Source organism: Burkholderia plantarii, from assembly GCF_001411805.1.
GTDB lineage: Bacteria > Pseudomonadota > Gammaproteobacteria > Burkholderiales > Burkholderiaceae > Burkholderia > Burkholderia plantarii.
In genome coordinates, this window is the sequence record NZ_CP007212.1 from 808,286 (window position 1) to 822,691 (window position 14,406).

The 14,406-nt window shown below is 70.6% G+C and carries 9 protein-coding genes; 6 read left to right on the forward strand and 3 right to left on the reverse strand.

Annotated elements, in window-relative coordinates; genetic code table 11:
- The first annotated feature begins 345 nt into the window (after positions 1-345).
- The 5 genes from bpln_RS36580 to bpln_RS03560 all read left to right on the forward strand — a co-directional run bounded on the left by bpln_RS36580 (position 346) and on the right by bpln_RS03560 (position 8,527).
- Entirely contained in the window at positions 346-2,826 is a 2,481-nt protein-coding gene (locus tag bpln_RS36580; protein ID WP_055138099.1) for a beta strand repeat-containing protein, read from the forward strand.
- Positions 2,827-3,204: 378 nt separating this feature from the next.
- Entirely contained in the window at positions 3,205-4,932 is a 1,728-nt protein-coding gene (dhaL, locus tag bpln_RS03545) for a dihydroxyacetone kinase subunit DhaL (RefSeq protein ID WP_055138100.1), read from the forward strand.
- 147 nt (positions 4,933-5,079) lie between these two features.
- On the forward strand, positions 5,080-6,135 hold the full coding sequence (gene mnmH, locus bpln_RS03550; protein ID WP_055138101.1) for a tRNA 2-selenouridine(34) synthase MnmH: 1,056 nt from the start codon (positions 5,080-5,082) through the stop codon (positions 6,133-6,135).
- 133 nt (positions 6,136-6,268) lie between these two features.
- A complete protein-coding gene (locus bpln_RS03555; protein WP_055138102.1) occupies positions 6,269-7,090 on the forward strand; it encodes an alpha/beta fold hydrolase in 822 nt (273 codons plus the stop codon).
- A 597-nt stretch (positions 7,091-7,687) separates the two neighbouring features.
- Complete coding sequence (locus bpln_RS03560) at positions 7,688-8,527, forward strand: AraC family transcriptional regulator (RefSeq protein ID WP_042624007.1); 840 nt, start codon at positions 7,688-7,690, stop codon at positions 8,525-8,527.
- Between the two features lie 280 nt (positions 8,528-8,807).
- Here bpln_RS03560 and glsA read toward each other — a convergent pair whose 3' ends face one another.
- From glsA to gad, 3 genes are all read right to left on the reverse strand, one after another.
- Positions 8,808-9,917, reverse strand: a complete 1,110-nt coding sequence (gene glsA / locus bpln_RS03565) for a glutaminase A (protein WP_082465181.1) — start codon at positions 9,915-9,917, stop codon at positions 8,808-8,810.
- Between the two features lie 323 nt (positions 9,918-10,240).
- Positions 10,241-11,941, reverse strand: coding sequence for an aspartate:alanine exchanger family transporter (locus bpln_RS03570; RefSeq protein WP_042624008.1), 1,701 nt, complete (start codon positions 11,939-11,941; stop codon positions 10,241-10,243).
- A 134-nt stretch (positions 11,942-12,075) separates the two neighbouring features.
- Entirely contained in the window at positions 12,076-13,419 is a 1,344-nt protein-coding gene (gene gad / locus bpln_RS03575) for a glutamate decarboxylase (protein ID WP_055138103.1), read from the reverse strand.
- Positions 13,420-14,103: 684 nt separating this feature from the next.
- Here gad and bpln_RS03580 point away from each other — a divergent pair.
- Positions 14,104-14,397, forward strand: a complete 294-nt coding sequence (locus bpln_RS03580) for a co-chaperone GroES (protein WP_012734796.1) — start codon at positions 14,104-14,106, stop codon at positions 14,395-14,397.
- Positions 14,398-14,406 lie beyond the last annotated feature (9 nt).

Below are 14,406 nucleotides of genomic sequence, written 5' to 3' on the forward strand. Positions count from 1 at the left end.
AAGGCCGCGTTGTCGGCAGGCCAGCCTCGTTACGGAGCGCGCGCGTAACGTTCCATTCGGTTGTTACGTTACGTCGGCCGTCTTTCGCGAATCGGGACGCATGGCGAGCGTGCGTCCGGCGCCGCGATTTACGGAGCTTGATCACGGGTTCGCAGTAATTTGTTCGACGAAATGCGTGGTTTCCCGTATCGGCCGGCTGCTGGCATGGTCTCTGCAGAAGTGCCCCCGCTACACCAGACAGCAGCACCAACTGACATGGGGCCACAAATGAAACAACACTTCACTCTGTCGAGCATCGCGCTTTCGGTTGCGGCGGTATTCGGTCTCGCGGCGGCTGCGCCGGCGATGGCCGACGTCGGTGGCATCGTCACCCCGCTGGGGGCCAGTCTGAGTCTGAGCAGTTCGCTGAACGCGAGCGGTGCCGCGCTGGGCGCGACCGCGAGCCTGGCCGGCACGACGCTCGGCCTCGATGCGACGCTGAACCGGATCGACGGCCTGTCCGTCGTCCTGACCGCGAACGGCACGCGGTTCGGCGTCTCGCTCGGCAACGTCGTCGACCCGCTGCGGACCTCGCTGGGCGGCCTCGCCAGCACGATCGAGGCGATCGCCGGCAACACCCCGCTGGGCGGCGTGATCACCGGCCTGCAGGGGGCGTTGACGAATCCGGCCGGCGCGCTGACGGGCATCGTCGGCACCGCGACCGGCGCGCTCTCGACCGGCACCGCGGCGCTGTCGAACGGCCTCGGCGCGGCGACGTCCGGGCTTGGTGCTGTCGCGTCGGGCGCGACGGGCGCGCTGTCGAACGGGGCCGGTGCGCTGGCGGGCGGCCTCACGACGGTGGCGGGCGACGCCACGGGGGCGCTGTCGAATGGTCTCGGTGCGGCGGCGGGGGCGTTGTCGAACGGCGCCGGTGCGCTGGCGGGGGGCCTCGGCGCCGCGGCCGGTGGCTTGAACTCGCTGGCGGGGACGCTGGCAGGCGGCCTGTCGAACGGACTTGGCGCGGTGTCGGGTGCGCTGTCGTCGGGGGCCGGGGCGTTGTCGGGCGGGCTGGGTGCCGCGGCCGGCGCGGTGTCGTCGGGCGCGGGTGCGCTGGCGAGCGGCCTCGGCGGGGCCGCGGGCGGCTTGAACGCGGTGGCGGGCACGGTCGTGAGCGGCCTGTCGACCGGGGTGGGCACCGCCTCGGGCGCGTTGACGGGTGGGCTCGGCGCGGCGACGGGCGGCCTGAACACGGTGGCCGGCACGGTGACGGGCGGGCTGTCGACCGGGTTGGGCGCGGCTTCGGGCGCGCTGGCTTCGGGTGCGGGCGCGTTGGCCGGTGGGCTGGGTGCGGCAACGGGTGGCCTGAACACCGTTGCGGGCACGGTCGCGGGCGGGCTGTCGAACGGCCTCGGTGCCGCCTCTGGCGCGCTGGCTTCCGGAGCCGGTGCGCTGGCGAGTGGGCTCGGTGCGGCAACGGGCGCCTTGTCGTCGGGAGCCGGTGCGTTGGCTGGCGGCCTGGGTTCGGCGACGAGCGGGCTGAACACGGTGGCCGGCACGGTCGCGGGCGGGCTGTCGAACGGCCTCGGCGCAGCCACGGGCGCGCTGTCGAACGGCGCGGGCGCATTGGCGGGTGGTCTCGGCGCGGTGGCGAGCGGCCTGGGCGGCGCGACCGGTGGTCTGAACACGGTGGCCGGCACGGTCGCGGGCGGCCTGTCGAACGGGCTCGGCGCAGCCACGGGCGCGCTGTCGAACGGCGCGGGCGCATTGGCGGGTGGTCTCGGCGCGGTGGCGAGCAGCCTGTCCAACACCGCTGGCGCGGTGTCGGGCGGCCTGTCGAACGGCCTCGGTGCCGCGGCCGGCGCGTTGTCGAACGGCGCGGGGGCGCTTGCGGGCGGACTCGGCTCGGCGACGGGCGGCCTCGGCGCGGTGACCGGTACGGTGGCGGGCGCGCTCGGCACCGGCGCCTCGGCGCTGAGCGGAACGGTCGGCGCGGCGGCCACTGGTCTCGGCACGGGCGCCGGCGCGCTGGCGGGAGCGGTGGGCACGGGCGCCAACGCGCTCTCGGGCGGCGTCCAGGCCGTCGCGGGCGGGCTCGGCACGACGACCACGGCGATCACCGGCCTGGTCGGCGGTGTCGATCCGGCCAACGCCGTGACGGGCGTGGTCAACGCGGCCACCACCGGCCTCGGCACGGCGACCACGGCTTTGACGGGCGCGGTCGGTTCAGTGCCGACCACCGCCGTGACGGGCGTGGTGAACGCGGCGTCCTCGGGCGTCTCGTCGGCGGTGAGCGGGCTCGGCTCGGTCACCGGCACGGTTGCGAGCACGGCGCCGGCCGTCGTGGGCGGCGTGGTCAACGCGGTGACGAACGTGGTCGCGAGCAACCCGATCGCGCCGATCACGACGGTGGTGGGCAGCCTGTCCGGCGCGCTGCCGGTCGGCGTGGCGACGGGCGCGCTGTCGGGCGTCGCGAACACGGTGACGGGCACGCTGGCGACGGCGGCCAACACCGGCGTCGCGGCGGCCACCCAGCTTGGCACGGTCGGCACGACGCTCGTGAACACCGCGGGCACCACGCTCGGCAACGTCGCGAGCACCGGGACGGCGGCGCTCGGCACGGTGCCGGCCTCGGTCGGCGCGGTCGCCTCGACCGGCGTGGCGACGCTCGGCGCCGTCACCACCGCCGCGACGCAGACGATCGGTGCGGTCGGTGCCGCGCTGCCGGGCGTCGCGGTCACGCCGTCGTCGGGCGGTGCCTCGTCGTCCTCGGGGTCGTCGGGCAGCACGCTGCTCTCGCCGGTCACCTCGCTGGTCGCGACGCTGGCAGGCGGACTGCCGAGGAAATAAGCACCGGCAAGGTAGCCGGGGGTCGGCGCGCCGATCCCCGCGAATTGCGATCCGAAAGCGGTACGACGCGGCGGTCGTGCCGCTTTTTTTCATGCGCTCGCGCCGGCGATGGTCTTTCCGGTCCGCGTGATGACTGATTGTCGGCACCATCTTCACCTGCGGTCCCGCGCGTGCCGGCCCACGGGAACTCACCGCCCCGGCATGGTCGAACCGGCATTGCGCCCGCATCACGGCCGGTTCGGGGCGATCGTCTTATAGTGACGGACGGCCGCCGCGCGCCGCGATCGCGGCCGGTGCGATTCACGAGGGCCGGACGCGGTGCGTCCGGCGAGACATGCTGGAGACGACGGGGAGCCACGCTCCCGGAGAACCTGCCGAATGAAGAAGCTGATCAACGATGTCGAACGCGTGGTGCCCGACCTGCTGAACGGACTCGTCGCACTGCATCCCCATCTGGCGCTGCTCGCGGACCGCACGATCGTGGTGCGCGCTGACGCGGCCGAGTCCGCCTCGCGCGGCGAGGTCGCGCTCGTGTCGGGCGGCGGTGCCGGCCACGAACCCGCGCATGCCGGTTATGTCGGCAGCGGCATGCTGAGCGCGGCGGTGGCGGGCGAAGTGTTCACGTCGCCGTCGGTCGACGCGGTGCTCGACGCGATCCGCGCCGTGGGCGGCCCGGCCGGCGTGCTGCTGATCGTCAAGAACTACACCGGCGACCGGCTCAATTTCGGGCTCGCCGCCGAGATCGCGCGCGCGGAAGGGATCGACGTCGAGACGGTGATCGTCGCCGACGACGTCGCGCTCGCCGCGCGCGGCGAACATGCCGGCCGGCGCGGCCTGGCCGGCACGGTGCTCGTGCATCGCATCGCCGGCGCGGCGGCGGCGGCCGGCCTGCCGCTCGCCGAGGTCGCGCGGCACGCCCGCGAAGCCGCGGCCGCGCTCGGCACGATGGGCGTCGCGCTGTCGCCCTGCACGGTGCCGGCGGCCGGCACGCCCGGCTTCACGCTCGGCGAGCGCGAGATCGAATGGGGGCTCGGCATCCACGGCGAGGCCGGCGTCGAGCGCGCCGAACTCGACCCGGCCGGCGCGGCCGACACGGTGGCCGAACGCCTGCTCGCGCGCATCGCCGACGATCTCGCGCTCGAACGCGGCGCGCGCGTGGCGCTGCTCGTCAACAACCTCGGCGGCACGCCGCCGGGCGAACTCGACATCGTGGCGGGCGCGGCGCTGCGCGTGCTCGGGGCGCGCGGCGTCAAGGTGGAGCGCGCCTGGGCCGGCACCTTCCTGAGCGCGCTCGACATGGCGGGCGTGTCGCTGACGCTGCTGCGCGTGGACGACGCGCGGCTCGCCTGGCTCGATGCGCCGACCGCCGCGCCGGCCTGGCCCGCGCGCGCCGGGCAGGTCGCGCCGCCCGAGAGCCGGCCGGTGCCGGCCGCGCCCGACGCCGCGCATCGCCGGCTGGCGGGCGGCGCGCGGCTCGCGCCCGACAGCGCGCTGCGCCGCGTGCTCGACGCGATCTGCGCGCGGCTGCTGGCCGCCGAACCGACGCTGACCGAAATGGACCAGCGCGTGGGCGACGGCGACCTCGGCATCAGCCTGTCGCGCGCGGCCCACGCGATCGCGGCCGAGGCCGACGGCTGGCCCGACGCGTCGCGCCCGGGCGCGGTGCTGCGCGCGATGTCGGCGACGCTGCGGCGCGCGGTGGGCGGCACCTCCGGCCCGCTCTACGCGGCCATGCTGATGCGCGCGGCGGCCACGCTCGACGCCGCCGGCCAGCCCGACGCGTCGGCCTGGGCCGATGCGTTCCTCGCCGCGGTGGCGGGCGTGACCGAGATCGGCGGCGCGCACCCCGGCGACCGCACCATGGTCGATGCGCTCGATCCGGCCGCGCGTGCGTTGCGCACCGCGCTCGACGCCACCGGCAACCTGCGCCAGGCGCTCGACGCGAGCGCGGCCGCGGCCGCCGAGGGCGCCGCCGGCACCGCCACGCTGATGCCGAAGCGCGGCCGTTCGAGCTATCTCGGCGAGCGCGCGCTCGGCCATCCGGACCCGGGCGCGCACGCCGTGGCGCTGTGGCTCGCGGCGATCCGCGACGCGCTGCGCGATTGACGCGGCGTGACCGACGCCATGTGACTGAATGAGGCAGCCGCTGGTGTCGCTGGGCCGAGGAGACGGGCCGGGGCGGGCGGGGCACCGTGCGATAATCCGCCGGTTGTCCTGTCCGCTGTTCCGCCCCTCGTTCCTCCGGCCCTTTTCGTGAATCCCTTTCTCGTTCCGCTGTCTCGCGTCGATGAATTCGACGAGATCATCGACGTGCGCACGCCGCTCGAATACGCGGAAGACCACATCCCCGGCGCGCTCAACGCGCCGGTGCTCAGCAACGATCAGCGCGTGATCGTCGGCACCATGTACAAGCAGGAGTCGCCGCACGAGGCCACGCGGATCGGCGCGGCCTGGGTCGCGCGCAACATCGCCACGCATCTCGAGACCACCTTCGCGGACCGGCCGCTGAACTGGCGCCCGCTCATCTATTGCTGGCGTGGCGGCAAGCGCTCGGGCTCGATGACTTCGTGGCTGAACCTGATCGGCTGGCGCGCCAGGCAGCTCGACGGCGGCTACAAGACCTACCGGCGCTGGGTGGTGGACGAGCTTGGCGAGCTGCCGGGGCGGTTCCGCTACATCGTGCTGACCGGGCGCACCGGCAGCGGCAAGACGCAGCTGCTCGGCGCGCTCGCGCGGGCCGGCGCGCAGACGCTCGATCTCGAGCGGCTGGCGGTGCATCGCGGTTCGCTGCTCGGCGCGCTGCCGGGCGCCGAGCAGCCGACGCAGAAGGGCTTCGACACGGCGCTCGTGCTCGCGCTGCGCGGGCTCGATCCGGCGCGGCCGGTGTTCGTCGAGGCCGAGAGCCGCAAGATCGGCCGCATCGCGCTGCCGGACACGATCCTCGCCGGCATGCACGCGGCGCGCTGCGTCGCCGTCGAGACCGCGCGCGACGAACGCGTCGCGCTGCTGCTGCGCGACTACGAGCACCTGTTCGACGATCCGGTCGCGTTCGTGCAGCAACTCGCGCGCCTGACCGAACTGCACGGCCACGCGCGGATTCGCGACTGGCAGACGCTGGCCGAGGCCGGCGAGCGCGGCGAGCTGTTCGAATCGCTGATCGATCTGCATTACGACCCCGCCTACACGCGCAGCAGCCGCGCCGCGTTCCGTCAGCTCGCGGACGCGTTGCCGTTCCCGTTCGCGCCGATGACGGGCGATGACGACGCGCAGGCACGTGCGTTGATCGAGCTGGTCGGCGAGCGCGGCTGAGCGGCAGCGTCGTGGTTCGCCTGCCCCGCAACGGGGCGTCACGGCCGCCGGCCGATTTCCTTGCCGTCATCACGAGCGCTTACACTGGCTGGGCAGGTCCGCGTTCAGCCAATTCCACTTCAGGAGTCTCGTGATGAGTGTTTTCCAGACGAAAGACGGTACGGAAATCTTCTACAAGGACTGGGGCAAGGGTGTGCCGGTCGTGTTCTCGCATGGCTGGCCGCTCTGCGCGGACGCCTGGGACGCCCAGATGCTGTTCTTCGGCTATCGCGGCTATCGCGTGATCGCGCACGACCGGCGCGGCCACGGGCGCTCGGCCCAGCCGTGGAACGGCAACGACATGGACACCTATGCCGACGATCTGGCCGCGCTGCTCGACCATCTCGACGTGAAGGGCGCGATGCTGGTGGGCCATTCCACGGGCGGCGGTGAAGTCGCGCGCTACATCGGCCGCCACGGCACCGCGCGCGTCGCGAAGGTGGCGCTGATCGGCGCGGTACCGCCGCTGATGCTGAAGACCGAGGCGAACCCGGGCGGCCTGCCGATCGACGTGTTCGACGACATCCGCGACGGCGTGGTCCGCAACCGCTCGCAGTTCTACCAGGATCTCGCCGTGCCGTTCCACAACTTCAATCGCGCCGACGCGAAGGTTTCGCAGGGCACCATCGACGCGTTCTGGGCGCAGGGGATGATGGGCTCGATCAAGGGGCAGTTCGACTGCATCCGCGAGTTCTCGGAGGTCGACTACACCGAGGACCTGAAGAAGATCGACGTGCCGACGCTCGTGCTGCACGGCGACGACGACCAGATCGTGCCGATCGATGCCTCGGCGCGCCGCACCGTCGATATCGTGCCGCACGCGACGCTGAAGGTTTATCCGGGCGGCTCGCACGGCATCGCGATCGTCGATGCCGAGCAGGTCAATCAGGATCTGCTGGCGTTTTTCCAGGGTTGAGTTTGCGGCACGGCGGGCGCGCTGCCGGCTTGCCGGCGTGCGCGGCGCCGGTTGGCGGGGCCGCGGCGCGCGCGGGTGGCGTCGGTCGCGGCGGCACGGCTGCCTCGATTCGTGCCACGCCTGTTCGCGGTCGCCGGCCGGTAGATAGGCCGGCCGGAATCCGTTTCGGCCGTTTCACGATGTGACCCTGCGCGCCGTGAGCGAGACAGCGGCTCCGCGACGCGTCCACCTCTCGCTCCGGCCGATCCGCGTGATCCCGCTGCGGCTTGCACGTCGGGTCGAGCCGATCCGGCTGGACGACCCGCACGCGTCCCCGTCGTACTCCGAATCATCCAGTCTGCCATCCCGACACCGGCGCCATCTTGTCTCGGCCCATCGCACCCCCTTCCTCGACAACGACAATGCACGTCGAAAATTCCCGCGCGGAATGACGAGACGCTGATCTGCTTCGGCGAGTTGCCACCGGGCCACCGTAGCATGGCTGGGTTGCCGGTTCACACGGCCGCCGATGGCCGGCAACTCGTCAATCGGGTCGGAGGGCAAACAGGATGTGTCCGCAACCAGTATTTGAATCCAGTCAGCTTCACCGGATCGCGCATGCCGGACCTTGAGCGCGTGGTCGACGTCCCGGTGCGTCGAAGCCGGTTCGATCCGGACACGCACGACGGCCCCGTCGTCGCGGTGCGGCCGGACCTGAAGCAGATCCAGGCTGCGCCGCAGCCGCATTTCCATCGCAAGGGTCAGCTCGTCGTCACGCGCCGCGGCTCGGTGACGTGCCAGGTCGAGAGCGGCATCTGGCTGGTGCCGCCGAATTTCGGCGTGTGGATTCCGCGCGGCATGCTGCACAGCAGCCGTGTCTCGTCGGGCGGCGAAGTGCTGATGCTGTTCCTCGAGCCCGATGTCGCCGCGATGCCCGACACCTGCTGCACGCTGACGCTCAGCGCGCTGGTGCTGGAGCTGATCTGCCATCTCGCGAAGCAGTCCCAGCACTACGCCAGCGACAGCCCGACCGGAAGGCTCGCGGTGGTGCTGGTCGAGCAACTGGCGACGATGCCGGTGGAGTATCTGCATGTGCCGATCTCGTCGAATCCTCGCCTGCGCAGGATCGCCACCGAACTCGCGGCGGACCCGGCGAACCGGCGCACCGCGGCGCAGTGGGCGGCGCGCGTCGCGCTGAGCGAACGCAGCCTGTCCCGGCTGGTGATCGCCGAGACCGGCATGACGTTCGGCCGCTGGCGCCGCCAGTTGAGGCTGATCGTGGCGCTGCAGAAGCTGTCCGTGGGTACCCCGGTCCAGCGCGTCTCGGAAGACCTCGGCTACGAATCGGTCAACGCGTTCATTGCGATGTTCAAGAGCGTGTTTGGCCGTACGCCCGGCCACTTCTTCCGGCGCGAACGATGCGACGGCCGGATCGACGGGCGCTCGACCGACGATTGACGGACGCTCGACGAGCGGCCGACAGGGCGGTGGCGATAGCGCGGCGCTTCGTGCGCGAGACGCATCACGGGTGCCTTCATGTGCGACCTGAAAACACCAGGCAGCGTGCCGATCGCGAGATGATCGGCGCGCTGCCCGGCACGCCCGCACCGTGCCGGTGCCGGCTAACGTGTCGCTCGATGAGCGAGGGCGGCGGGCCGGTTCGCCTGACCGGTGGCGTGACCCCGCCGTGCCGGCGCGCGGCCCGGAAGCCGCGCGCGTTGGGGAGGGACGGCGAGGCTCAGGCGACGCGCAGCACGTTGAGTCCGAGCTGGTCGGCGATCCAGGCGATCGCCTTCTGGGCCCGCACGCTGTTGCCATAGGTATCGAGCGGCGGCGAGAACGCCGCGATCGCGAGCCGGCCCGGCGCCACCGCCACGATGCCGCCGCCCACGCCGCTCTTGGCCGGCAGGCCGACGTCGTAGAGCCAGTCGCCGCTGGTGTCGTACATGCCTTCCATCGCCATTTCGGCCAGCAGCTTCGGCACGTCGCGGCCGTCCAGCAGGCGCGTGCCCGACACCGGGTGGACGCCGTTGTTCGCCAGCACGCCGCCCATCATCGCCAGGTCGCGCGCGGTTAGGTTGACGGAGCAGGCCCTGGTGTAGACGTCGCAGGCCTCGATCGGATCGGAATACATGTAGCCGGCGCTCTGCAGCAGGTAGGCGATCGCGCGGTTGTGCTGATTCGTTGCCGCTTCCGACTGATAGACGGCGGCGTTCAGCGACAGGTCCGCGCCCGCGAAGCGCTTCATGTTGGCGAACACCTTGCTCCAGCGCTCGCTCGCGCTGCCGGCCGCGACGAAGCTGACCGTCGCCATCGCGCCGGCGTTCACGAGCGGGCTCAGCGGCTTGCCGCCGTGCAGTTCGAGCGCCATCACGGAGTTGAACGGCAGGCCGGTGGCGCTCGCGCCGAGCTTGTCGCGCACGCGATCGGCGCCGCGCTCCGCCATCACGAGCGCGAGGTTGAACACCTTGGCGATCGACTCGATCGCGAACGGCGTGTTCGCGTCGCCGGCCGTCGCGACGCCGCCGTGGCGGTCCACGATCGCGATGCCGAACAGCTGCGACGGCACGCCCGCCAGGTACGGAATGTAGTCGGCGTTCTTGCCGTCATGCTCGCCCGCGAAGCGCCGGTGCGCCTCGGTCACGAGCCGCTTCAGGTCGGCCGGGCCGGTTGGCGCGGCGCCCGGCGCGTCGGCATGCGCGCCGGCCGGCAGCGCGGCGAGCGGCAGCGCCGCGGCCGCGGCGAGGCCGGCGCCCGACCGGATGAACCGGCGGCGCGGCAGGGTGGCCTGCGCGGCGCTCCGGGGCTGAGTTTGAGGTTGCGATTGAAGCTGCGATTGATTCGTCATGTCTGCTGCAGGAACGCGTCCCGAACCTCGCCGCCTTCACGCGCCCGTCGACGGGCGGCGCGCGGGGGCGGCGCGTTCTTTCGGCGTTCATCCTGTGGAGGGTCCATCATCCGCAGCGCGTGGATCGCGAGGTGTCGCGTCACGCCGCTGCAGTCCATCCGGTCCGTCCGGCCGTGGCCGGACGGCCGGTTCCGCCCGGCCCGGGGGCGGCCGGACGCGATCGCGCGTTGCCGGCCGGCGGTGGCGTTTCGCTTACGCCGCGATCAAGCCGCGATCACGCATCGCCACGCGCCTGAACACGGTGCCGGGCCGGCCCCGCTCCGCTAGCGCGCGAGCACCATCGCGAAGTAGCCGAACACCGTGAGCAGCACGCCGGACACCGCGTAGCCGACCGGGAAGCCGATCCACGGCACGGTGCTGCTGATTTCCTTGGCGGCCTCGCGCGCCGGGCCGGAGTGGCTGCGCGCACCGGCCACGCCGCCCATCAGCACCGCCGGATTGATCCGGAACAGGTGCAGGCCGATGGCCCAGACGATGAACGGCGGGACCGTGCAGGCGACGAAGCCGAGCAGGAAGATCTTCAGCGCGGTGCCGCCGGTGAGCTGCGAGAGCAGGCTCGCGCCGGCGTTCACGCCGACGATCGCGACGAAGAAGATCAGCCCCATGTCCTCGAGGATGTTGCGCGCGGCGTTCGGCGTGTTGCCGAAGAAGCGCACGCGCGAGACCAGCGACGACACGATGATCCCCGACACGAGCAGCCCGCCCGCGTTGCCGAGCCCGACCGAGGCGCCGAACGCGGGGATCTGGATCAGGCCGATCAGGAAGCCGAGGATCATGCCGAGCGACAGCGTGAGCAGGTCGGTGGCGGTGTTGTGGTGCGCGAGGATGCCGAGCATCTCGCCGCTTTTCGCCACCGCGTCGCGCAGGCCCACCATCTGCAGCACGTCGAAGCGCTTCAACTGCGTATCGGGCCCGACCGGCATTGACTTGCCGCCGCGGATGATGTTCGTCAGCTGCACCTGGCCCGCCACCGCCGTATCGGCGAAATTGCGCAGCGTGTGTTCGCCGGCGCCCTTGCTCGTGACCACCACTTCGGCTTCGTCGAGCGGCACGCTGAGCACCTGCGCGTCCGGCACCTCGGGGCCGATCAGGCCCATGTGGCTGGTCAGGTCGGCGAGCCGGCCGCCGAGCGCGATCACGTCGCCGGCATTCAGCGTCAGGTCGGCGCCGGCGCCGAGCAGCGCGTTGCCGCGCTCGACGTTGACGATCTGGTATTCGCCGAAGCGGCGGCGGAAATCGGCGATCGTCAGGCCGTGCAGCTTGTCGTTGACGAGCCGGTAGGCGCGGATGCCGAACGGCCGGAAGCCGTACAGCTCGGCGTCGTCCACGTTCGGCACGCCGTGGACGATTTCGTACTCCTTCGCGGCCTTGCGCGCGTCCACGCCCCACCAGCGCGGCAGGTACTTGCAGATCAGGATGATGCCGACGGTGCCCCAGATATACGAGATCCCGTAGGACAGCGCGATCATCGCCGTCGCGCCGGCCTGGGTGGTGCCGGGCGGCAGCGGCACCACGCCCGAGGTGATCGCGGTTTCCGCGGAGCCGATCGCGGCCGACATGGTCTGCGAACCGGCCAGGATGCCGCCAGCGGCGCCCACCGGCAGATGCAGCCAGCGAGAGCCCGCCACGATGATGCCGAGCCCGAGCACCGACGACAGGATCGCCAGGACGATGAATTTCGGCCCGTCGTCCTTGAGGCTGTTGATGAACGACGGCCCGACGCGCAGCCCCACCCCGTACATGAACAGGTAATAGAACAGGCTCTTGGTGAAATCGTCGAGATGCAGCATCACGCCGTAATGCGAGGCCAGGGTGGCGACGCCGCAGCCGACGATGATCGAGGCCGCCACGGCGCCGAGCGCATAGCCTTTGATCGACCAGTGCCCGACCCATACCGCGATGGCGACCACGAAGAACAGCAAAATATAAGGATTGCCGTTCAGGAAGGTAAAGAAGTGAACCATTTTCGCTCTCCACTGCGATCCGGATAGCGCGACGCCCGGTTGACGGCGGGATTGACCTGCAAAAGGGAATGCGCCGATCGGCGCGCAATCACGGGCGTCGCAATGCGATATCACGTCAACGCGATGACGTCGTTTCAGTTGCCTTGAAGATATTCAATGGCTTTATGCAGGTCATCGAGCAGGATCTTGATCAGGTCGCGGCTGATGCCGTGGCGTATCAGGACGCGTTGCACGATCACGTCCTGGCGGTTGGCCGGCAGCGGATAGGAGGCGATCTGCCAGCCGCGCATGCGCATGCGGTCGGAGAGGTCGTAGAGCGTGAAGCGATGGTCGATGCCGTCCTTCAGGCGATAGCAGACGGCCGGCAGGCCGCCGCGGCCGTCGTAGACGAGTTCGAGCGGTCCGAGCCTGGCCACTTCGGCGGCCAGCCACTGGGCCGTGTCGCTGCAGGCCTGCTGGATGCCCGTGTAGCCTTCCCGGCCGAGCCGCAGGAAGTTGTAGTACTGCGCGATGATTTCGCCGCCCGGACGGCTGAAGTTCAGCGCGAAGGTCGCCATGTTGCCGCCGAGGTAATCGACGTAGAAGATCAGGTCTTCCGGCAGTTCCTGCTTCGAGCGCCAGACGGCCCAGCCCACCCCGAGCGGCGCCAGGCCGTACTTGTGCCCGGACGCGTTGATCGACTTGACGCGCTCGATCGAGAAGTCCCATTCGAGGTCGGGCTGGATGAACGGGGCGACGAAGCCGCCGCTGGCCGCGTCGACGTGGATCGGGATGTCGAGCCCGAGTTCGCGCTGCATCGCGTCGAGCTCGGCGGCGAGCGCCGCGACCGGCTCGTAGATGCCGGTGAAGGTAACGCCGAGCGTCGCGACCACGCCGATGGTGTTCTCGTCGCACAGCTCGCGCAGGTCGGCCGGCGTGATGCCGAGGCCGTCGCCGTGCAGTGGCGCCTCGCGGATCTCGACGTCGAAGTAGCGCGCGAACTTCTTCCAGCAGATCTGCACCGGGCCGCACACGAAATTGGGCCTGGCCGTCGAAAGCCCGGCCGCCTCGCGGCGCTGTTTCCATTTCCATTTCAGCGCGAGGCCGCCCAGCATGCAGGCTTCGCTCGAGCCGGTGGTGGAGCAGCCGATCGTGCCGAGCGGATCGGGCGCGTGCCACAGGTCGGCGATCATCGTGACGCAGCGGTTCTCGATCTCGGCCGTTTGCGGATACTCGTCCTTGTCGATCATGTTCTTGTCGATGGCATCGGTCATCAACTGCTGCACTTCCGGCTCGACCCAGGTGGTGCAGAACGTCGCCAGGTTCTGTTGCGAGTTGCCGTCGAGCAGCAACTCGTCGTGGATCAGGTTGTAGGCCACCGCCGGGGCCGTCGAAGTGTCAGGAATCCGAAGCGTCGGCAGCGGATGCTGCGACACGTGCGCCGAATAAATGCCGCCTAGTTCGCCATTGATCTCTCGCTCGGGTAATTCGATTTTCATATCGGGGTCCTTTGAAGGTGCGATGCGGGTGTCGTCCGGGCGACGGTGAATCGGCATCCTCGACCGCGTGGAGCCGGCAAACGCTCGTGATTCGCGTTCGTGATCGGGAATTGCCGATCCGGAATCGTCATTGGATGATTTTTTCCGCAGACGAAATGGCTGAAACCGGAATGGATATCCCTGGAATTGGCCATCCCCGTGCGGCCCTTGACGCAGCTCAATCGAAAAAGGGACCGATCGAGGCGGGCAGCGGTTTGGAAAATGTCGGAGCGGTGCGGCCGGACAGGCGGCGCGGTGGCGCAGGTGGCGAGGGCATGGGAGGGCCGGCACGGCGCGGCGAAAGCGAAGCCGGCGCGCGGGAAACCGGGCCGCCGGCTTGCCGGGCCGGCGATGGAACTTGTCACGCCCCGGGCGACTCGAACGGCGCTCCCGGGCCAGCCGGCACGCTTCCGGGCCGGCAGGGGGCAGGTAAACCCTGACGGGCAGCCGCGTTCCGGCCGTCGGGGGCCTGCGGCGGGGGGCGGGCGGGGCACGCGAAAAAACCGTGCTGGCTCGTCCTTGAATTTGTCAAACCGCGTCCATATAATTAGCACTCGCTGCACGAGAGTGCTAACAATTCGCCGCCGGCGATCGCCAGGCGGCATCCCTTAGTGTTCTTCAGTCTCATTCAAGAGAGGAGTGAAAATGAACCTTCGTCCTTTGCACGATCGCGTGATCGTCAAGCGCCTGGATCAGGAAACCAAGACGGCCTCGGGCATCGTGATCCCCGAAGCGGCAGCGGAAAAGCCGGATCAAGGCGAAGTGCTGGCGATCGGCCCGGGCAAGCGTGACGACAAGGGCGCTCCGATTGCGCTCGACGTCAAGGTTGGCGACCGTGTCCTGTTCGGCAAGTACGCTGGCCAATCCGTCAAGGTCGACGGCCAGGAACTGCTCGTGATGCGCGAAGAAGACATCATGGCCGTGGTCAACGCGAACTAAGCGTTCCCG